This window comes from Undibacter mobilis (assembly GCF_003367195.1).
GTDB classification, from domain to species: Bacteria; Pseudomonadota; Alphaproteobacteria; order Rhizobiales; family Xanthobacteraceae; genus Pseudolabrys; species Pseudolabrys mobilis.
Genome location: NZ_QRGO01000001.1, coordinates 1,871,987 through 1,892,269 on the forward strand (window position 1 = coordinate 1,871,987; position 20,283 = coordinate 1,892,269).

A 20,283-nucleotide genomic window follows, 5' to 3' on the forward strand; every position below is an offset into this window, starting at 1 on the left:
ACAATCGGTCATGAACAAACACATCGCTGCATTCATTCTTCTCGCCGCGTCCGTTTTTGCGGTTCCCGCGCAGGCCGCCAAATGCGGCGGCGACTTCAACGTTTTCGTCGCGCAGATGGGGCGTGAGGCGCAAGCCGCCGGCGTCTCGTCCGCGGTGGTGAACGAGGCCTTGTCCGGCGTCACCATCGACCAGGAGGTGCTCGCCTTCGACAAGCGCCAGCGCTACACCTTCAAGAAGAGCTTCGAGGACTACGCCAGGACCCGCGTCATCCCGGCGCGCCTCAAGCGCGCGACCCAGCTCCTGCAGCGCCACGCCCAGTTGCTGGCGCGCGTCGAACGGCAGTTCGGCGTGCCCAAGGAACTGGTCATGGCGATCTGGACGCTGGAGACCGACAATGGCGGCGGCGACATGGGCAAGCGCCCGGTCGTGCGCACGTTGGCGACGCTGGCGCATGACTGCCGCCGCACCGAACTCTTCCAGGGTGAACTGATCGCCGCGCTCAAGATCGTCAATCGCGGCGACCTGCCGCTCAGGGATCTGGTCGGCGCCTATGCCGGCGAGCTCGGGCAGACGCAGTTCCTGCCGTCGTCCTACATCAAGTACGGCGTCGATTACGACGGCAACGGCCATGTCGATCTGCGCCACTCGGTGCCGGACGTGCTGGCCTCGACGGCGAATTTGCTGAAGGTGAATGGCTGGCGCGCCGGCCAGCCCTACGGCGAGGGCACCGAGAATTTCCAGGTCATGCGCGAGTGGAATCGCTCGGAGATCTACCGCAAGACCATGGTGCTGTTCGCCGAGAAGCTCGGCGGCAATACCAACTAACAAGAATTAGCGGGCGCGGGCCGGGATGGTCGCGGGCAGGGCAATCGGCTTGCCGCCGCGCGGTTCGGAGTCTTTGGGCCGGCCGAGCGCCATGATGGCCGTGCCCATGGCGACGCTGCCGAAGGTCACGACCAATCCAAACAACAAAAGCCCGAAGGCCGCGCCCCCGGCCCGGTCTGCGAGGATCAGATCGCGCAGGTGGTGCGGGTTCAGCCACATCAGCCCGCCGATCATGACGACGGCCGCAGTGATGCCGATCGCCAGATTGATGGCGAGCAGCCGCAGCAAAGGCAGGCGGAGCAGCGTCTTCATTCAGTCAGGCTACGCCCGAACGCGGCACGCAACAATGCCGCGGCAATGCAAACTCATCATGGCAAGCTTGCCGGCCGCTACGGCTGTACCAGTTCCACGCGGCGGTTCAGCGCGCGGCCTTCATCCGTGGCGTTCGAGCCGACCGGCGCCAGGAAACCGAGGCCGGCGGTTTTCATCCGGCCGCGCGGAATCTTGTAAGTCGTGGCCAGCGCCGCGGCGACGGCCTCGGCCCGCTGCTGCGACAAGGTCATGTTGCGTTCGAAGCTGCCCTGGCTGTCGGTGTGGCCGACGATGAACACGGTAAGCGAGGGCTGGCCGCCGAGCAGTTTGGCGATTTCGGCGAGCGTCGGCGCGCTTTCCGGTTTGACGATCGCCTTGTCGGTGTCGAAATAGATGCCATAGATGGCGACATGACCTTTGTCGCCGAGGCCTTTGGCCATTGCGGCGGCGTCGATCATCTTGTTTTCCATGGCGCCGACGACGGTGACGACAAGCTGGACGTAGATGTTGTCGTTGTTCTTGCTGGTCAGGACAGCGGCGTAGACGTCGGCTGCGCCCTGCTTTTTATGGCCGGCAAAGTAACGGAAGTCGAAGCCGTCGACCCACATCGCGGGGATCGGCAGGGCGTCGATCTTCTCGCTGAAGGGAATGCCTCCGCAATCGTCGGTGTTGCAGGCCAGAAGCGTGTCGAACCCGGCCTTGGCGAGCTGGTTCTCGAAATTGCGCGACACTTCGAGGATCGAAGGACCAGGCCCGGTGCGATAGGCAATGCGTGTCACCCGACCTTCGAGGGTCCGCGCGTCGGTCGGCTGGCCATCCTTGAAGGCGGCGGCCTGGAGCCGCACGGCGTCGAAATCCCTGGTCTGGTAGCCGGTGATAACGCTGCCGCCGAAGCGGCCAATGCCGGGATAATCGCGGGCGCCGGCAATATCGCGGTTCTGGGCGAACGCATTATGTGCCGGCAAGGCTGCGACAAAAGCGGCAGCACAGGCGGCGAGCAGTCGGGCGACGCAGCGGTGCATGGCGGGCTCCGGGGTTCAGATCGAAGGTGATCGATCGAACCACGAAACCGCGGCCTAGACTGTGATGGCCATCATCTGGCGCCCATCGCCTTCTTCGGCTTGGCGCCGGTGCGGTTGATCGACTTGATCGCCAGCGGGGCACGGCCGGACTTTTCGGCGATGTCGCGGTCCTGCTCGATGATGAAGCCGAGCGCCGGCTCATCTTTCTGGAGACCGCCGAGCAGTTCGGCGGGTACGCGGCGGTTCGAGCGTTGCGACCCGTCCTCATAGACGACGTCGAACATCACGAATTCGCCCTTGGGATTGCTTCCCGGTTTCTTGGCCATAGTCAGGTTCCTCGGAACGGTCGCACCCGGGCCCTCGGCCGGCCGCGCAATGCGCGTATCCGATGGTGGCCACTGAGTCGACGGAAATGACGGTATTGCGGGCCCTGGAGACAGGGCCCTGCTGCGATCAGTTATGCACTTATGGCCGATATCCAAGGACTGGCAAAGGGCTGATTCGTTAAGAAACGGCCGCTGAATGGCTTTCTTATGGAGGGAGACGACCTTGGACGGGCCATTTCTGACGGTTTTGAACAAAACAAACAAAACCGGCGAGACAGCAGCAATAAACGACATGCGTAAATTGCAAAGCTTTCATGTTGCGATGCACCTAGTCGATTCCGCAATGCGATATATATTGCATTGCAACAAGTCCTTGCAGCCACGCGAATGGCGAGGCTCGGGCTTAACCAGGAGCGAATTCCATGTCCTACACCCCGTCCACCGTCGAAGCAGCCTTCTCCACGACCTATGCGCCCGCCAAGGCGGCGCCGAAGCGTGGCTTTTTCGCCCGCATGCTCGACGGCCTGATGGCCGCCCGTATGCGCCAGGCCGAGCGTGAAGTTGCCCGCTACATCGTCGAAACCGGCGGCAAGTTCACCGACGATGCGGAGCGCGAAATCGAGCGCCGCTTCCTGTCGCCGAACAGCCGCTTCTGATCCGGAGTTGAATAGATGACTACTGCCAAGGCGCATATCGCGAGCCACGGCGTCAACTGGACGCCGGTCGCCAAGACCGGCGGCTTTCTGAACTATGTGCGGATTTTTTGCGAGGCTTTTTCGGAAGGCTTGCAGCAAGCCAGCGACGCCCGGCGCAAATATCCGTTCGCCGACGTTTGATCCAGCCTGCCAAGGTTGTTGACGAAAAGCCGGAAGCTTCAAGCTTCCGGCTTTTGTTTTTTTACGCACTGCAGCTTCTCGGTCAGCGGCGGTCCGGCGTCTCGTCCGGTCCGTAATCGTCCGGCATCACAACCGACGGGTCGCGCAGGTCCGGTACCTCCGGGGTCAGCATCGAACCTGCCGGGGCGCTGGCCGTCATTCCGAAATCCGTTTTCTCGGCGACCGACAGCGATGCCTGCACCTTGGTGCGGTAGAAGACATAAGCCGCGAGCAGGGCCTGTGTGCCCGCGATGAACAGGAACAAGGCGCGCGGTTCGAGCCCGCGCATCACGGCGGAGGCCAGCAGCGGGCCGATCACAGCACCCAACGCGTTGGCCAGCAACACCGTAGCGGCCGTCGGCACGGTTTCGCTCGCCGGCGTCTTGTCATAGGCGTGGGCTGCGGCGAGTGAATAAGACGGCAGCGTCAGCGCGCCGAAGGCGAGACCGAACAAAATCAGCATCGTGCCGGACGCCGCCGACAGCCACAGCGCCAAGCCGGTGGCCGAGGCGCCACACAGAATTCCGAACAGGACCAGGCGCCGATCCATCCGATCCGACAGCCGGCCGACCGGCCATTGCGACAGCGCGCCGGCCAAGGTGGCCGCGCTCATGAACATGGCGACATGCGTAACGTCGAGACCGCTGCCCGCCGCTGAGATCGGGCCGAGACTCCAGAACGCGCCATTGGCAATGCCGACCATGAAGGCTGCGACCAGACCGACCGGCGCGGCGCGATACAGCCGGACAGGATGAAAGCGCACGATGGTGATGGGCGCCGGCTGCGCCGACCGCGTCAGCGCCACCGGGATGATACCGAGCGAGGCGAGGATGGCGGCGATCATGAAGCCGCCGGCCTGTTCGATCGGATAGAGCGTGACCAGAACCTGGCCGACCGTGAAGGCGCCGAAGTTCACCATCACATAGGCCGACATCACCAGGCCGCGCGTGTCGTTACTGGTGCGGCTGTTGAGCCAGCTTTCGATGACGAGATAGATGCCGGCGAGACAGAAGCCGTTCATCAGCCGCAGGCCGGCCCAGGCATAGACGTTGGGGGCAAGGCCGTAAGCGAGCGCCACCGTGACCGCGAGCGCCACGAGGGCTGCGAAAGCGCGGATGTGGCCGGCATTCAGGATCGCGTAAGGCGCCAGCACGCAGCCGGCGACAAAGCCCACGTAATAAAACGATCCGATAAAGCCGAGGCCAACCGCGCCGAAACTTTCAGCGGCGCCTCGCAGCGGCAGAAGCGTGAACAAGAGACCATTGCCGGCCAGCAAGAAGCCGATGCCGAGCAGCAGCGATGCGATCGGACCGAGACTCTTTCCCATGCGGCGCGACCAATCCCGGCGGCGTCGTGCGCGGTGCTTCTATCGCGGTCCGCACGACCCGTTGCCGGGATTAACCGGATTTGGCCGCTCCGCCAACCCTGTCGGCGGGGAGGTGTCTGAAGAGGCGTATCAGGACTGGTTGGTGCGGCGGTCGGCCCAGGCCAGGACAACAGCGAAGATGGTGAAGGCGGCGATGACGCCGGAAATGACGATGACCGATTCGGTCGGCATGGGCAGTTCCCCCCGTTTTCTCGGGGCAAATTAGGCATCGGAACCGCGCGATCTCGTTGATTTAAGTCAAATAGGGAACTTTCCGCGCCCGTGTCGCGTCACAAAGTTGCCTGACTTGGCTTCCAGAAGCGGGCCATCCCCACATCGGAGTTCACCTGATGCGCAGTGTCTGCCACGGATTGTCGTTTGCCCTTGTTCTCGGTGCCATGATCGCCGCCACGCCGGCGCTGGCGCAGAAAGCCGGCAAGGTGATGGACGGCAATGGCAGTCCGCTCGACAGCCTGATCGCGAAGCACGCCGCCGTGCATGACGTGCCCGAAGCGCTGGTGCGCCGGGTCATCAAGCGCGAGAGCGGCGGCAATCCGCGCGCCATCTCCAAGGGCAATTACGGTTTGATGCAGATCCGCCTCGGCACCGCGCGCGCCATGGGATATCGCGGCGACGTGTCCGGGCTGCTCGATGCCGACACTAACATGACCTACGCGGTCAAGTATCTGGCCGGCGCCTACAGGGTCGCCAACGGCAATGCCGATCGCGCCGTGCGCTACTACGCGGCGGGTTACTACTATGTCGCCAAGCGCAAGGGCATGACCCTGCCGGCGGCCGACAACGCCGCAACGGCTGTCGCGACGGCGATGGCCGATGCATCATCGTCTGCGGCCGCTGAAGCAACTGACGATGCGGCGGACGACATGACGCCGACCGAAGCGGCCCGGGCCGCTGACGCGGCTGCCCTCAATTCGCGCTGAGAAAGCAATGCGCGGCACGGCGCCGCGCATGAATTTCCCGAGACAATAAGGTGGCCGCCGCCTATTGCGTGACGGCGCGCGCCCTGGACGCCTGACGGCTGGCCGGCGATGTTGTGGCGGCGCGGCCCGATGACGCCGATGTTTGAGCCGGGGCCTCGGCCTTTGCAAAGCTGCCAAAGAATGCCGCGAGTATATTGAACGGCGGCGGAATCGACGGCGGCTCCGGCGCGGGGGGCTTGCGGCGCGCGCGCTGATGAACCACGCGGCGCGACACTTCGGGCTTTTTCGAGATTTCTTTCGCGGCCGACGGCGCAGGCGGGGTAGCCGGCGTATCCTGATCGTTCATCGGCATCTGCAGCGCCGGCATGCGAATGACCGGCGGCGTTTCCTCGATGCCGATAACCGGCAACTCGGTCGAGGAGGTTTCGCCGATCTCGATCGGAATGGTGGCGCCGCCATGGCCGCCGATCGAACCGGTCGGGTCCTCCGGCTGGTCATCGTCGAGCGCGCCGGGCCGGATGACCACGCGCGGCGCGGCCGCGGTCACCGTCATCTCGTCGGCCGCCCCGGCTTCGGGCGCAGCTGGCGGGCGAACGACGGTGTCGCGCAGTTCGCGCAGGCGCTCGATCTCGCCGGCGCGGCGCAAAGCCGACTGAATGAGAAATTGCCGCCATTCCGGGTGCTGCCCCGGGTCCATCAGCGGGCCGCGCGCGGTGATGTCTTGCTGCGCTACGACCAAACGCGTGCTGCCCGGCGGGACGAGCGCCAGGGCCAGAATCGCTATGGCGAGGAATACGCCGCCCACTGAGATAATGCGGAAGATCGGCAGCATGAACTGTGAATAACTGAGTCGGGGCAAACGCCAAAGGCTTGCTATCGCGCCTATTTGTCCCGCGCGAGACCTGTAAATTACACGCAATGCGAGTCGCGCGCGGCCGCCGGCCCCGCGCGGTTCAAAGCCTGAGGCTCACCCCCCTTCGCCGATTTGCCTGAAGGGCCTGCGCTTTGTTAGATGATGCCGTCCGCCGTGACCTGCTCCGGCGGCGCCGGGCCCGTAGCTCAATGGTTAGAGCCGACCGCTCATAACGGTCTGGTTGCAGGTTCGAGTCCTGCCGGGCCCACCAGATTTTTCAGACGGCCTAACTGTTGCTCGCCCCAGCCGGCATGCTCCGCGCGCCAAATCGCTTCGGAATGGTAGTTGGCTGAAATGATCGGGGAGTGCCGGATGACCAGGCTTCCCGGTTCGGCAATCATCTTTTGAAGAGCCGGACGAGACTAATTCTGCCCAGCCTCACCGCGCATCTTGTAGTGCGTGTCCAAAATGGCCGAGGTTCGCTCGGATTGGTGTGTAAGCTTCGACGACAGTGTTACCAGTTGTTGAACTTCCTCACTTGTCAGTCCGCCGAATAGCAGATCGTTCATCTTGCACACGAAAGACGAATTTGTGCGCAGCAGTTTACGCCCTTGATCGCTGGTTTGCAGCCGGTGCATTCGCCGATCTCGACCGTCGATCGATTTGGTGAGCAATCCTAGACTAACGAGAGACTTAATTTCAGTCGCAATAAAGCCGGGGCTAACCTGCAGCAGTTTTGAGAGGTCGCGGGCATTGATGCCCTCTTGACCTTCAAAGCGCGCGATTGCCATGAAAATTGTATATTGAGGGCCGCTCAGCTCGAAGTGCTTGGCGAGCGAATTCCGAGCAGCCTCCATATGTTGATTGAAGGCCCAAAGATTGTAGATCATCGTCAAGAAGCAGCCATCGGTCCCGTCGATTAAAAGCGTATCGGCAGACACGCTGGCCGGACGACACCAATCGACCACGGACTCTTCCGCCTTTTGTGCCCGTTTGTCAGGCTCCTGACAGTTTAGATTGTTCGAGCGCATCGCCTTGCCTTCGTCTTGATCAAGAAGCCTCGGTTTAACGAATCAGCCGGACAACGTTCTCGCAAAGTCCATGCCAGGATACGGCATTGTCGCTGACGTATCGAAGATAAGGATTTGCAGCGGCGATCCGTAATCCTTGCGGTGAGGTCGTTCTGGACCGACAGAACATGGTTATCCAACCGAACTAAATGTTCCTTGACGGCCTGTGAAGAGCATTCGCGCCTCAGCGCTCTCCTTGAAAAAAATGCCGTTTTACGGCTTTTTTGAAGAGGAGCACATCTTCTTACACGCCGAGGTGCGAACGACAGAGCCTGCCTTCCGCGCAGCGGGAATTATTGACGTAAAAGACATAGTTATCTTAGCTTTTAAGCGCGATGCCTTCAAGCGGGCAAACTGCATTGCTGACGGCGTCCTCGTAGACATTAAATCCTGCGCAGTAATTTCGCCATGAAAGCGGACGTTCTTAAAGTTGAAGCCCAACCCGTGTTGGGTTGGGGAAGCGACGTTATTGCCGAACTTCTTCGTCGCCTCGGCATCGAGTACGTATGCGTCAATCCCGGCTCGAGCTTTCGCGGCTTGCACGATAGTCTTGTGAACTATCTCGGCAACGAGAAGCCGCAGATGCTATTGGCGCTGCACGAGCAGTCCGTGGTTGCCATCGCGCACGGCTATTACAAGGCCTGCGGCAAGCCGATGGCGGTCGTGCTGCATTCTAACGTCGGCCTCATGGCCGGCATGATGTCGATTTTCAACGCCTGGTGTGATCGCGTCCCGATCCTAATCTTCGGCGCGACCGGTGCCGTTGATTCTGCGGTGCGCAGAAGCTGGATCGACTGGAATCATACGTTCCGCGACCAAGGCGCGATGGTTCGCAACTTCGTCAAATGGGATGACCAGCCTGCATCGCCGGCGGCAGCCGTGGAGGGTGTGCTCCGCGCTTATAAGGCGGCTCTTACGGCACCGCGCGGGCCAAGTTATGTCATCCTCGATCGGCGGCTACAGGAAGACAAGCTTGAAGCCGATGTGAGAATTCCCGATATCGAACGGTTTCGTCCGCCGTTGCCTGCCGAGGCACCGCTTCGAATAGTCGAGCGCGTACACGCTATGCTTACAAGGGCACAACGCCCGGTGTTTCTGTTCGGACGCGTATCTCCCGAAAAGCGAGACTGGGACAAGCGGATCAAACTTGCAGAACATCTGAACGCGCGCGTAGTGACCGATCTGAGGATGGGTGCCAGCTTTCCGACAGATCATCCGCTTCATGGTGGCCCCGCCGATCTTTTCTTGTCCCCCCAAGACCGGGACTTGCTGGCCAAAGCCGATATTGTGTTGAGCCTTGATTGGTACGACCTTGCCGACACAATGGCGCAGGCGGGTGGGAGTGCAAAAGTAATTCATGCATCGATCGATTCCCATATCCACAACGGGTACAACGGCGATCATCAACGCTTGCCGGCAATCGATGTCGAAGTACCGACCCAGCCCGACGTTCTTGTCGCCGCCCTCCTGGATCGGTTCGGGGAGGTGTCGGGCCGGAATGCGGGTAGCGCGGCCAAGTCTCCAGCGAAGGTTACTTTAGGCGAGGCCGTTCCCACGCTCGCTGATATTGGCCATGTTATGTCTCGTCTGCGTGAAGGCCGCGCCATAACCTTGGCTCGCGTTCCGCTCAATTGGCCGGCGGCGAGTTACGACTTCCACGAGCCCTTAGACTACCTTGGTTACGACGGCGGAGGCGGCGTCGGCTCAGGCCCCGGCATGGCAGTTGGAGCGGCTCTCGCGCTGGCGGGATCGGGCCGTATCGTCGTCGGTATCATGGGCGATGGCGAATTCCTTGGCGCCTCATCGGCACTGTGGACGGCAGCCCATTACGACATCCCCGTCCTGATCATTGTTGCGAACAATCGCTCCTACTTCACCGATGAAATCCAGCAGGAGACGGTTGCGAAAGAGAGGCAACGGCCCGCGGAGAATAAGTGGATCGGCCAGCGTATCGACGATCCGGCGGTGGACATCGTCAGTTTGGCCAAGGGCGTCGGCGTCGAGGCGGAAGGACCGGTCCATCGCGCTTGCGACCTCGAGAAAGCCATTGCGCGAGGACTTGAGATGGTTTCGGCGGGCAAGCCCTACGTCATTGACGTCACTCTCGACTCAACGCGTGGCGCCAGTTTCGATTGGCTAGAAGGCCACGCCTGATCGAAAGACCGCGATCACCGCCACGATCCCGGTCTCCATTGACCTCGCCTTACTACCGTCTCGAACTTTAGAATATGGAGTCCTTCTTGCCCCAAAAAGTTCCATCCAGCGCCAAAATCGTCGTTGTTGGCGGTGGCATTATCGGCTGCTCGATCGCATATCACCTCGCCAAGCTCGGCTTCGAGGACGTCGTGCTGTTGGAGCGCAAGACGTTGACCAGCGGTACGACCTGGCATGCCGCCGGACTCCTGGCTCAGGTTCGTCCGTCCGAGAACCAGACGCGGCTCCTTGAGTACGCGGCGCAACTTTATAAGAACATCGAGGCCGAAACCGGACAGTCAGCAGGCTTCGTCGGGAAAGGCACGATCTACCTTGCGCTCAATGAGGCGCGGTTGCACTTCTTGAAGCAGACCATTGGCTATGCGCACTACCTCGGTGTCTCAGGGGCCAAGATGCTAACGCCACCGGAGATCGCCGAGCGGTGGCCGCTCCTCAATCTAGATGGAGTTATTGGAGGCAGCTTCCTGCCTTCCACAGGCCAGTTGAACCCGGTCGACGCGACCCAGGCGTTTTCGAAAGGCGCCCGCATGAGCGGCGCCAGCATCATTGAACATGCGAATGTACAAGATATCATCATCCGCAATGGGGCCGTCGCCGGTGTCGAAACAGAACACGGGGCGATAGAAGCTCCGATTGTCGTTCTTGCCGGCGGTATGTGGACGCGCGATCTTGTGGCAAAGTACGGAATTAATATTCCGCTCCATGCCGCCGAGCACTTCTATATTGTTTCGGACCCGATACCGGGTCTTTCGCAAGCCACGCCGACTCTTTTCTGCACCGACGAGCGGGCCTACTACAAAGAAGATGCAGGCAAGCTTTTAATCGGTACCTTCGAGAAGCACGCCGTTCCGTGGGCGACCGAAGGCATCCCGCCAAACTCCGAGTATGAGACCCTACCCAACGATCTCGATCGCTACGCCGAATTCTTGGAAATGGCATCGTGCCGTGTGCCGACGTTGGATAAGGTCGGAATTCGCACCTTCTTTACCGGCCCGGAAAGTTTCACGCCCGATGGGCGCGAACTGATGGGTGAAACGCCCGAAGTCCGCAATCTCTATGTTTGCGCGGGTTTCAACTCGCATGGCATCATGGCGGCACCCGGATCTGGCAAGGTCATGGCCGAATGGATTCGGGACCGCAGCCCGCCAATGGCGCTGTCCGGTTACGACGTGACGCGCGTGATGCCATTCCAGCGTGCCCGGCGGTATCTATTCGAGCGGACCAAGGAGAGCATGGGCTATGTCATGGATATTCCGTGGCCCGGTAAGCTCATGCAAAGCGGGCGCGGTGTTCGCCGTTTCCCGATGCATCGGGAGCTCATCGCCGCCGGGGCGGTAGTCGGCGAGCGTTACGGTTGGGAGGCTCCCCTCTGGTACGCTCCAAAAGGCGGACAATTCAGCTACAAGCTCGGCCGGCAGGATTGGCACGCGCAGGTCCAGGAGGAGTGCCTTGCGACGCGGGATTCGGTCGTGCTCTATGACCAGTCCAACTACTCCCGATTTCTCGTGCAAGGCAGAGACGCGTGTCGCGCGCTCAACTATCTTTGTGCCAATGACGTCGACGTCGAGCCGGGTAGAGTCGTCTACTCCCAATGGCTTAACGAGCGGGGAGGGATTGAGGCCGATATAACGGCGACCCGACTTGCTGCTGATAGATATATCCTGACCTCGGCGCCACCGTCGATGGTCCGCGATGTCTACTGGTTCCGAAAGCATGTTCCATCCGAATGGAACGTGACCATCGCGGATGTAACGGCTGGCTATGCCATGTTCGGTATCATGGGGCCGAAGAGCCGGGAGATGCTGCAGCAACTGACAGATGCCGATCTGTCGAACGAGGCGTTCCCATTCGCCACCAGCCGCGAGATCGATCTTGGCTTCGCCATCGTTCGTGCGACACGCCTCACTTATGTTGGCGAGTTGGGCTACGAACTGTTGGTCAGCGCGGACATGGCTGCTTACGTGTACGAGACCTTGGTCCAGGCGGGTGCCGCTTACGACATGCGCCACGCAGGCTCATACGCGTTGGGTGCCTGCCGTCTCGAGCGTGCATATCGGCACTTTGGCCATGATATCACAGAAGACTATTCGCCGATCGAGGCGGGCCTGTCTTTTGCAGTCGCCTGGCAAAAGCCCGGTGATTTCCTGGGACGGAAGTCTCTTGAGATGCGGCGCGGTCGCGGGGCGCCTCAACGGCGGCTGGTAACGGTGCAGATTGAGGATAAATCGGAAGATGCGCCGATCCTGGCTCATAATGAGGTGATCTGGCGTAACGGCGAGCGGGTTGGTTACATTACGTCAGGCGGTTGGGGCTTTCGCGTCAGCGCGTCGCTTGGAATGGGCTACGTCAAGAACCCTTCGGGTGTTAGTCTCGCCTGGATCGAGAGCGGCAAGTATGAAATCGAGGCCGCGTTGCGCAAGTATCCGGCAAAAGTCCAGCTCAAGCCATTTTACGATCCGAATGGCGACCGTATCAAAATGTAGCTTCGAAATATAAAGAAAGGGGCGATGGTCTCGCCCCTTTCTTTTCTTGACGGTCTTTATTTCTTGGTCGTGTAGACGATATCGATTGCGTTCTTGATTTCATCGGGCGTGAACGGCTTCGCGATGAATTTTCCGTCCACCGCCAGCTTCATGACCTCATCCAGCTTGCTGATTTCTCCGAACGCCAGAGCATCGCGCTTGTAGAATTCGAGCGCCTTTTGGGCAATGCCGGCATCAATCTTGTTAAGTGCGGCATACATCTTCGCCGATTCCGCCTTATTCGCGTAGGCCCAGTCGATGCAACGGTCGAGAACCTGCATGAATTTAACAGCCGTCGCGCGGCGGTTCTTCACGAACTCATCGCTAGCGATGACAACTCGCCCGGTGAGCGCCTTTAGTGATTGGACATCGTCTCCTGCGAAAACAACGCGCACAATCCCTTTCTGAACCTGGTCGAGGACTGACGGTGGGACCGAATAGCCGACGTCAATCTGCTTGGTCATCGTCATCGTAAAAGTGGCATCCATGCCGCCCGTGGCCACAGGCTTGAAGTCGATTTTGCGTTCGGCCTTCAGGGCCAGCAGGATCGCTTCTCCGGCGCCGCCGGGACGAGGAAAGGCGACGCTCTTGCCGGCGAGATCGGCGATCGACTTGATCGGGCTGTCAGCTGGAACATAGAAGAATGTATCATTCTGCCCCAAGAACTCGGAACTGATAATCTTGATTTTTGTGCCTTGAGCGATTGCAGCGAGCACAGCGTTTGTTCCAGGGGAAAAACCGATGTCCATTCCGCCCGCGACGACGGCCTGTACATTCTCCGACCCGCCACGGGTTGAGAGTACCTCAACGTCCAGCCCCGCTTTGGCGAATTCTCCCCGATCCTTGCAGAACGTCGGCTGGGAAGTATCCCAGAGGCCGAGAAAGGTCGTCGCAACCTTGACCTTCTCCATAGGCTGAGCGGTGGCAACGACTGGGCAGACAACTAGAGCGCCCAGTAACACTGTTCGAGCATACTGCATATTCAGTCGCATCTGCGAACCCTCCGTATGAGTTAGACGACGTCTTTCTCTTTCAGTCTCTCGTCAGAGCATCACTTGGGCCGGGCCTATTGATCCGTATTTGGCCTTGTTGCCGGTGATTTCGATAGCGTCAGGCACCTTGTCGAGCCCGTGAAGAATGTGGGTTACGGTTGGCTCGATTTGAACGCGTTTGGTGGCGACCAGATCGATCGCGTACTCAATCATGCGTGGCGATGGGCTGCGCTGGCCGATCACATGTAAGCCCTTCTTATCGATCGGACCGATCGGTATCGTGGAACCGACAGGCAAGTGGCCGAATTCTGCTATACGCCCTTCGTTGCGGAGCATGTGAAGCCCCTGAACAAAAGCATCGGTACCTGCGTGACCCTGATCTTTACTGCCGCCGGCGCATTCGAGCACGACGTCGCAACCCAATCCCTTGGTAATATCCATCACGGCCTCCACGACGTCGGTTTTTGTCGTGTTGATGGTATGGGTTGCGCCAAGGTGCTTTGACATTTCCAGCACGGGATCACGGCGCGCGATGGCGATGACTTTACCGGCGCCCGTGACGGCGGCAATCTGAGTACAGAAGATTCCCATCGGTCCTTGGCCGATCACGACCACCGTGTCGCCCATCTCGATGCCGACGGCTTCCATACGACCCGCCACCGACACAAGGGGCTGGAGTGCACAAGCCTCCTTATCTGTAATCTCAGATGGCAGCGGCGCGATGGTGCTCGCAGGGATTGGAAAGTACTCTGCGAGGCAGCCCGGCGTGTCTTCGGACACATTGATGACTGACCGGCAAAGATGCGACATTCCTGCCTTACAGTACTTGCAGGTGCCACAGGGTACACCGCGGTGATAGAAGACGCGGTCGCCAAGCTTTACGTTGGTCACGCCAGCCCCAACTTCGACGACCTCTGCGCAGAACTCATGTCCCCAGAGCTGAATGGGCGCGCGCTTCGCAAGCATATTCTTGAGATTTTCGTGCGATGGTACCGGTAGCCCGCGAAACTCAGCAATTTCCGTTACCGACAATTCGAGATTACGTACCTTACAGACCACCCAGCCGGGTTCGGCATGGGGCATGGGCACGTCTTCGAGGCGCATATCGTTGAAGCCGTAAGTAAGCCAAGCCTTCATGAATGCACCCGCAGTCTACTGTGACGCGGATCATTGTATTCAGCATCCGAAATGGCCGTCGATGTCGAACAACCAAATGTATCTCGGGTTCGTCCAAGAACTTGTTTAGCTACTAAACTAAGTTGGACATCGCTAAACTAGAGAGCGAAGCGAGACACAACGAGGGCGTCAGGGTCGGGCTGGCGCGGCGAAGCGGTTCGGGGGCACCAAGCATCAGACACGATGCTTTGGACCCGCCTGCCGTCAACTTGCTAATCAGCCGGAGACAAGGCCTTTTTCGCTGGCTGTCCGGCTAGGCCGCGCCCCCAGGATAACCACAGCCGTGAACGAACGCGAACAAATGTGGTCGGACGCGACGATAACTAGCAGATTTGATTGAGTCTCCCGGGGAGATAGCCGCTCATATGGTCTGGTTGCAGGTTCGAGTCCTGCCGGGCCCACCAGAACTTTCAAAGTCTCGGCGTGGGTGTGGCCGGGGAGCGCGAAGTGGGCCCCGATATCAATGGATCGAAGCTGCGGCCCCTTGGAATGCGCTCCGATCTTCAACCGATGTGCGCCACGGCGCATCAAGCATTCTCCGCTGCGCCCTCTCGCAGAGAGAAGGCGCAGCGAAGACGTGACGGCAAATAAAATCAGTACGATTTCGACTGGGTGGCGGGGGCCGCCTCCGTCGTGTGTTTGAGGTCCTTGAGATACGCGTTGCCCGCCATCGCCATAAAGCGGAATTCGCTCAGAAAGGCGAAGAACTGATAGCCGAGCGCTTCCATCTCGCGGGTGTATTCGACCGATCCCGTGTGGATGCCCGGCACGACATTGTATTTTTTGGCGGTCTCCGCGATTTTCTTGATGGCGTCATAGACCTTCGGAAACTTCGGATCGAAGCCCGGCGAATGGCCCATCGACACCGACAGATCGGAGGGGCCGACGAAAATGGCGTCCAGGCCCGGCGTCGACATGATTTCGTCGAGATTGCGAACGGCTTCCTCCGTTTCGATCATCGCCATCGCGATAACGGTGTCATTGGCGTGAGTGGCGTAGTCGGGGCCGCCATACATGGTGGCGCGGACCGGGCCCATGCTGCGCTGACCGACCGGCGCGTAGCGGCAGCTGCGCACGAACAGTTCGCACTGCTCACGCGTGTTCACCATCGGACAAATGATGCCATAGGCGCCCGCGTCGAGCATCTTGCCGATGATGCCGGATTCCAGCGAGGGGACGCGAACGAACGGCACGGAATCGCTGACGGAGATGGCCTGCAACATCGGCACCGCGTCGGTGTAATCGACCAGACCGTGCTGCATGTCGATCGTGACCGAGTCCCAGCCCTGGCGCGCGATAAGCTCCGCCGAAATGGAGGAAGGGATCATCAGCCAGCCATTATAGACATTCTTGCCTTGCTTCCACATGGACCGGACGTTGTTCGGGCGCATTGTTTGGTTCTCCTGACTTTGACGATGGGATGTCGCGATGGACGATCCAGAAAAGGGGTGGTGTCGGGGCGCGGCTGGCGCCCGTACGGTTCACATGAAGATTTCGGAAATCGATTTGACGCGCTGGAAGGCCTCGAGTCCCTCAATGCCACTTTCGGAGCCGTAGCCGGATTCGTTGACGCCGCCGAAGGGCGTCTCCGGAGTGGAAATCGACGTGTTGTTGACGCCGACGAGGCCGGCGTCGAGTGCGAGTTCGGTCTTCTGGGCCAGCGCGCCGCTCTGCGTGAAGACGAATGAGGCGAGACCATAGGGCGTCGAATTGGCACGCGCGATCACGTCATCGAAGTCTTCAAAGGACTGGAAAGATGCGATCGGTCCAAATGGCTCCTCGGTGAGGATGCGGGCCGTGTCCGGCACGTCGGCAAGCACGGTCGGCGCGTAGAAATATCCTTTGCCTTCGATGCGCTTGCCGCCGAGCAGCAGGCGCGCGCCCTTGCCGACTGCGTCGTCGACCAGGCCCTGCATGGCGTCGAGCCGGCGCGGCGCGATCATCGGGCCCATCTGGGTATCGGCGGCAAGGCCGTTACCGATCGTCAGTTTGCCTGCCACGTCACTGAAGCGCTTCACGAAGGTTTCGTAGATCGAGACGTGTACGTAGAAGCGCGTCGGCGACGTGCAGACCTGTCCGGCATTGCGGAATTTCGCCGCCACCAGCGTGGCGACCGATTTCTCGATGTCGGCGTCGGCGTGAACGATGACCGGCGCGTGGCCGCCCAATTCCATTGTGCAGCGCTTCAGCGTCTGCGCGGCGCGCACCTGCAGCAGCTTGCCGACTGCGGTCGAACCCGTCAGCGATACTTTCTTCGGGATCGGCGAGGCGAGCAGGTGCAACGACACCTCATCCGGCACGCCGAACACGAGATTGATCACGCCGGCCGGCGTGCCGGCTTTTTCGAAACAGCGCGCGAAAGCGACAGCCGTGCCGGGCGTTTCTTCGGCGGTCTTCAGGATGATCGAGCAGCCGGCGCCGAGTGCGCCCGCCATCTTGCGGATGACATTGGACGCGGGGAAATTCCACGCGGCGAAGGCGGCGACGACGCCCACCGGCTCCTTGAGCACGATCTGGCGCTGATTGGGAAGACGGCCGGGAACGACGCGGCCATAGGCGCGCTTGCCTTCCTCGGCATACCAGCGCGTTGCCTCGACGGAAAACAGGATTTCGCCCCGCGCCTCGGCCAGCGGTTTGCCGTTCTCCATCGTCAGGATGCGGGCAATGCGCTCGACATCGGCCTCGATCAGGTCGGCCGCCTTCATGATGATCTTGTAACGCTCGTGTGGCGTCATCGCTTTCCAGACCTTGAAGCCTCGGTCGGCAGCGGCCAGTGCGCGGTCAAGGTCAGCCTTGCTGGCGTGCGGCACGCGGCCGATTTCTTCGCCGGTGGCCGGGTTGAGTAGGGCTTCGGACTTGCCTTCACTTCCATCGCACCACTGGCCGTCGATCAGCAGTGCAATCTTCTCGTCGTACATTCCAGAACTCTCCAGTCGCAAATGATTCCCGCGCACGTTCAGAACCGTGTTGAGCGGTAGGGTGAAAGATCAATCGTTGTCGGTCGATCGGCCGCGATCTCGGCGACCAGCTTGCCGGTAACCGATGCGCCGATCAGGCCCTGATGGCCGTGACCGAAAGCGAAAATGACGTTGTTGTGGCGCGGCGCCCGCTCGATGACGGGAATGCTATCGGGCGTGCCCGGACGGTTGCCCATCCAGCGCTTCACCGAGGAGACATCGAGCCCGGGAAACATATGTTGTCCCTGCCGGACGAGCAGATCGGCGCGCTTCCAGAACGGCCCGGTGCCCGGCCGGGCGAATTCGACCGTGCCGGACAGGCGCAGGCCGTCTTCCATCGGCGCCGCGACGAATTTGCGCGAGGCGGAATTGGTCTGCACGCGCAAACCAGTCCGCGCACTTTCGACCATCACATGGTAGCCGCGCTCGGAAATCAGCGGCACCGTCGTGCCAACCTGCCGCGCCAGCGGGCCTGAGAAGGCGCCGGCCGCGATGACGAACTGGTCGGCCTGCACGGCCCCGTTCTCGGTAATGACCGCGGTCGGGCCGTTGGGCCCGAAGACGAAACCCTTGGCACGGGTGCGGTTGAGTTTGGCGCCTTTGCTGGCGGCCAGTCGCCACAGGTTGGCGACCAGCCGCCCGGGGTTTGGACATTGCCCCTGTTCGGGCAGGAAGACGCCGGCCTTGTAGGCAGGCCCCAGCGCCGGCTCGAGTTCGTGGATCTGACGGTCGTCGAGAATTTCAACTTTCACACCGCGGGCTCGGCGCATGGCGATCGACAGCTTGGACTTGGATGGTCCGGTGGGGTCTTCGTAGACGATGAGCTGCCCGTGGTAGCGGATGAGGTCTTCGCAGCCGGCCTGCTTGATGAGGGGGTTGTAGAAATCAAAGGTATGTCGGTTGAGCGCAATCATCGCGTCGGAAATGCGTTCGACACGGCGGTGGCGGCTCGACCAAAGAAAGCGGATCAGCCACGGCAACGCATGCGGCAGGTCGAGGATGCGCAGGCTCACCGGGCCTTCGGGGTCGAGCAAGATGCCGGGGAGTTCAGCGATGAGACCCGGCATGGCGTTCGGAATGCACGAACCGGGGGAGAGGCCGCCGGCATTGCCGTAGGAACACTGATCGGGGCCGCCCGGCTCGACGGTGTCGATGACTTCGACCTCGAAGCCGGCATCGAGCAGATAGTTGGCGCAGCAGGTGCCAACGGCACCGGCGCCGATGATGGCGACGCGCCGTCCCCTGGCCGGCGATGCAACATCCGAGATGGAAACGGCCTCGCTCATTCTCGTTTACTCCTCAGCGCGTTTCGAGGAATGGCCGCAGCATGTCGGCGGTTTCGTGGAAGCGATTGACGAAGCTTTTGAGCCGCGGATGTTCTGGCTTGAGCAGCACATCATGCGGCGAGCCATCGGCGGCGACGGTGCCTTCGTCGAGGAAGACCACGCGGTTGGCGATTTCGAAAGCGAAGCCGAGTTCGTGGGTGACGATGACCATGGTCATGCCCGAGCGCGCCAGCGCGCTCATGGCCTTGAGGACCTCGCCGACCAGCTCGGGATCGAGCGCCGACGTCGGCTCGTCGAACAGCATGAGCTTGGGATGCATGGCCAGCGCCCGTGCGATCGCCACGCGCTGCTGCTGTCCCCCTGACAACTGCGCCGGGCGCTTGTGCTCGTGACCTTCGAGACCCATCTGCGCCAGCAGCTCGCGGGCGCGGACCTCGACCTCCTTGCGAGTCTCTCGCTTCACGATGACCGGACCTTCGGTCACGTTGTCGAGGACCGACATATGCGGGAACAGGTTGAACTGCTGGAACACCATGCCGGTCTTCGACCGGATGCGGTTCACCTCGGCGATGGGGATGCGCGAGACACCGCTGTCCGCAGTGGCGTCGAAGATGATCTCGCCGTCGATATCGATACGGCCGCTGTTCGGCGTATTCAGCAGGTTGATGCAGCGCAGGAGCGAGGTCTTGCCGGAGCCGGAGGCGCCGATCAACACGACGACCTCGCCTTCATTGACCGTCAGGTCGACTCCGCGAAGAACCTCGCGTGAGCCAAATCGCAGGCACAGGTTTTGGATACGGAGAAGCGGCTTTGATGACTTTTCTGTCACGGCTAGCCCTCAGCGATGCGACGCCTGCCGGCGCTCGATCATGCGCGACAGGGTGGTCAACGGGACAAGGAACAAAAGGAAGATGACGCCGACGGCCGTGTAGACTTCCATGGGTTTGAAGGTCTGGCTCGAGATGTAGCCGGCCTGATAGAGCAGGTCGGGCACGGTGATCGTCGACAGCAGGCTCGTATTCTTCATCTGCATGATCGACTGGCTTACCAGCGGCGGAATCATGCGCTTGAAGGCCTGTGGCAGGATGATGCGCCGCATCTTCTGACCGTAGGACATGCCGAGGGCCGTTGCTGCGTCGGTTTGTCCGGGATCGATCGACTGCACGCCGGCGCGAAAAATTTCGGCATAGAAGGCTGCCGAATAGCAGGTCAGCGCCAGGAAGCCCGCCCATCCCTTGCTGATTTCAATATTGAGGAAGATCGGCAGCGCGTAATACGTCCACAGCAGGATGACGAGAAGCGGGATGTTGCGAAAAAATTCGACGAACAACCAGCCCAGCCAAACCAGCGGCCTGATAGGAGCAAACTGGATCAGGCCGATAGTGAGCCCGAGTATCATGCCGCCGGCGATCGTGATCGCTGTGTAGTAAAGCGTGATGAGAATGCCGAACCAGAGCAGGTCGGCGTGGCTGGTAACGACTGAAAAATCCATGTTCGATCCTTACCGCGAATTCTGGACGACGCTGTCGCGTTGGCCGCGTTCGA

General features: G+C 60.8%; 20 protein-coding genes and 1 tRNA gene. 8 read left to right on the forward strand and 13 right to left on the reverse strand.

The window, feature by feature from the left end; genetic code table 11:
* Positions 1-10: 10 nt before the first annotated feature.
* Positions 11-826, forward strand: coding sequence for a lytic murein transglycosylase (locus DXH78_RS08785; RefSeq protein WP_115516672.1), 816 nt, complete (start codon positions 11-13; stop codon positions 824-826).
* A gap of 6 nt (positions 827-832) precedes the next feature.
* Here DXH78_RS08785 and DXH78_RS08790 read toward each other — a convergent pair whose 3' ends face one another.
* The 3 genes from DXH78_RS08790 to DXH78_RS08800 all read right to left on the reverse strand — a co-directional run bounded on the left by DXH78_RS08790 (position 833) and on the right by DXH78_RS08800 (position 2,486).
* Positions 833-1,138, reverse strand: a complete 306-nt coding sequence (locus tag DXH78_RS08790) for a hypothetical protein (RefSeq protein ID WP_115516673.1) — start codon at positions 1,136-1,138, stop codon at positions 833-835.
* A gap of 77 nt (positions 1,139-1,215) precedes the next feature.
* Entirely contained in the window at positions 1,216-2,160 is a 945-nt protein-coding gene (locus tag DXH78_RS08795) for an OmpA family protein (protein WP_115516674.1), read from the reverse strand.
* 71 nt (positions 2,161-2,231) lie between these two features.
* Positions 2,232-2,486, reverse strand: a complete 255-nt coding sequence (locus tag DXH78_RS08800) for a hypothetical protein (RefSeq protein WP_115516675.1) — start codon at positions 2,484-2,486, stop codon at positions 2,232-2,234.
* Between the two features lie 422 nt (positions 2,487-2,908).
* Between DXH78_RS08800 and DXH78_RS08805 the strand changes: the two genes are divergently transcribed.
* Together DXH78_RS08805 and DXH78_RS19840 are read left to right on the forward strand one after the other, a co-directional pair.
* Entirely contained in the window at positions 2,909-3,142 is a 234-nt protein-coding gene (locus DXH78_RS08805) for a hypothetical protein (protein ID WP_115516676.1), read from the forward strand.
* 15 nt (positions 3,143-3,157) lie between these two features.
* Positions 3,158-3,322 carry a hypothetical protein gene (locus tag DXH78_RS19840; RefSeq protein ID WP_168192749.1) on the forward strand — a complete coding sequence of 55 codons (165 nt, stop codon included), beginning with the start codon at positions 3,158-3,160 and terminating at the stop codon, positions 3,320-3,322.
* An 82-nt stretch (positions 3,323-3,404) separates the two neighbouring features.
* Here DXH78_RS19840 and DXH78_RS08810 read toward each other — a convergent pair whose 3' ends face one another.
* Positions 3,405-4,688, reverse strand: a complete 1,284-nt coding sequence (locus tag DXH78_RS08810) for an MFS transporter (protein ID WP_115516677.1) — start codon at positions 4,686-4,688, stop codon at positions 3,405-3,407.
* A gap of 389 nt (positions 4,689-5,077) precedes the next feature.
* Here DXH78_RS08810 and DXH78_RS08815 point away from each other — a divergent pair, with 389 nt between their 5' ends.
* The gene (locus DXH78_RS08815; RefSeq protein WP_430727477.1) at positions 5,078-5,668 is read left to right on the forward strand and encodes a lytic transglycosylase domain-containing protein; all 591 of its coding nucleotides are present in this window, start codon (positions 5,078-5,080) and stop codon (positions 5,666-5,668) included.
* A 61-nt stretch (positions 5,669-5,729) separates the two neighbouring features.
* On the opposite strand, the gene DXH78_RS08820 is transcribed toward DXH78_RS08815, so the two are convergent.
* Positions 5,730-6,527: a hypothetical protein gene (locus DXH78_RS08820; protein ID WP_147292596.1), complete on the reverse strand. Its 798-nt coding sequence runs from the start codon at positions 6,525-6,527 to the stop codon at positions 5,730-5,732.
* Positions 6,528-6,716: 189 nt separating this feature from the next.
* Here DXH78_RS08820 and DXH78_RS08825 point away from each other — a divergent pair.
* Positions 6,717-6,792 (forward strand) — tRNA-Ile (locus DXH78_RS08825).
* Positions 6,793-6,943: 151 nt separating this feature from the next.
* Here DXH78_RS08825 and DXH78_RS08830 read toward each other — a convergent pair.
* Positions 6,944-7,552, reverse strand: a complete 609-nt coding sequence (locus tag DXH78_RS08830) for a MarR family winged helix-turn-helix transcriptional regulator (RefSeq protein ID WP_115516680.1) — start codon at positions 7,550-7,552, stop codon at positions 6,944-6,946.
* Between the two features lie 205 nt (positions 7,553-7,757).
* On the opposite strand from DXH78_RS08830, the gene DXH78_RS08835 reads away from it, so the two are divergent.
* The 3 genes from DXH78_RS08835 to DXH78_RS08845 all read left to right on the forward strand — a co-directional run bounded on the left by DXH78_RS08835 (position 7,758) and on the right by DXH78_RS08845 (position 12,288).
* Positions 7,758-8,003: a hypothetical protein gene (locus DXH78_RS08835; RefSeq protein WP_147292597.1), complete on the forward strand. Its 246-nt coding sequence runs from the start codon at positions 7,758-7,760 to the stop codon at positions 8,001-8,003.
* Positions 8,000-9,745, forward strand: coding sequence for a thiamine pyrophosphate-binding protein (locus DXH78_RS08840; RefSeq protein ID WP_115516682.1), 1,746 nt, complete (start codon positions 8,000-8,002; stop codon positions 9,743-9,745). Before DXH78_RS08835 ends, DXH78_RS08840 begins: the two co-directional genes overlap by 4 nt.
* An 86-nt stretch (positions 9,746-9,831) precedes the next feature.
* Positions 9,832-12,288, forward strand: a complete 2,457-nt coding sequence (locus DXH78_RS08845) for a GcvT family protein (protein ID WP_245416777.1) — start codon at positions 9,832-9,834, stop codon at positions 12,286-12,288.
* A gap of 56 nt (positions 12,289-12,344) precedes the next feature.
* Here DXH78_RS08845 and DXH78_RS08850 read toward each other — a convergent pair whose 3' ends face one another.
* From DXH78_RS08850 to DXH78_RS08880, 7 genes are all read right to left on the reverse strand, one after another.
* Positions 12,345-13,238, reverse strand: coding sequence for an ABC transporter substrate-binding protein (locus DXH78_RS08850; protein ID WP_168192750.1), 894 nt, complete (start codon positions 13,236-13,238; stop codon positions 12,345-12,347).
* 132 nt (positions 13,239-13,370) lie between these two features.
* Entirely contained in the window at positions 13,371-14,456 is a 1,086-nt protein-coding gene (locus tag DXH78_RS08855) for a zinc-dependent alcohol dehydrogenase (protein ID WP_115516685.1), read from the reverse strand.
* Between the two features lie 632 nt (positions 14,457-15,088).
* Positions 15,089-15,886, reverse strand: coding sequence for an HpcH/HpaI aldolase family protein (locus tag DXH78_RS08860; RefSeq protein ID WP_115516686.1), 798 nt, complete (start codon positions 15,884-15,886; stop codon positions 15,089-15,091).
* A gap of 90 nt (positions 15,887-15,976) precedes the next feature.
* Positions 15,977-17,413 carry an NAD-dependent succinate-semialdehyde dehydrogenase gene (locus DXH78_RS08865; protein ID WP_115516687.1) on the reverse strand — a complete coding sequence of 479 codons (1,437 nt, stop codon included), beginning with the start codon at positions 17,411-17,413 and terminating at the stop codon, positions 15,977-15,979.
* A gap of 38 nt (positions 17,414-17,451) precedes the next feature.
* The gene (locus DXH78_RS08870; protein ID WP_115516688.1) at positions 17,452-18,738 is read right to left on the reverse strand and encodes an NAD(P)/FAD-dependent oxidoreductase; all 1,287 of its coding nucleotides are present in this window, start codon (positions 18,736-18,738) and stop codon (positions 17,452-17,454) included.
* A 13-nt stretch (positions 18,739-18,751) separates the two neighbouring features.
* Positions 18,752-19,567, reverse strand: a complete 816-nt coding sequence (locus DXH78_RS08875; protein ID WP_115516689.1) for an amino acid ABC transporter ATP-binding protein — start codon at positions 19,565-19,567, stop codon at positions 18,752-18,754.
* A 9-nt stretch (positions 19,568-19,576) separates the two neighbouring features.
* On the reverse strand, positions 19,577-20,230 hold the full coding sequence (locus DXH78_RS08880) for an amino acid ABC transporter permease (RefSeq protein ID WP_115516690.1): 654 nt from the start codon (positions 20,228-20,230) through the stop codon (positions 19,577-19,579).
* Positions 20,231-20,283 lie beyond the last annotated feature (53 nt).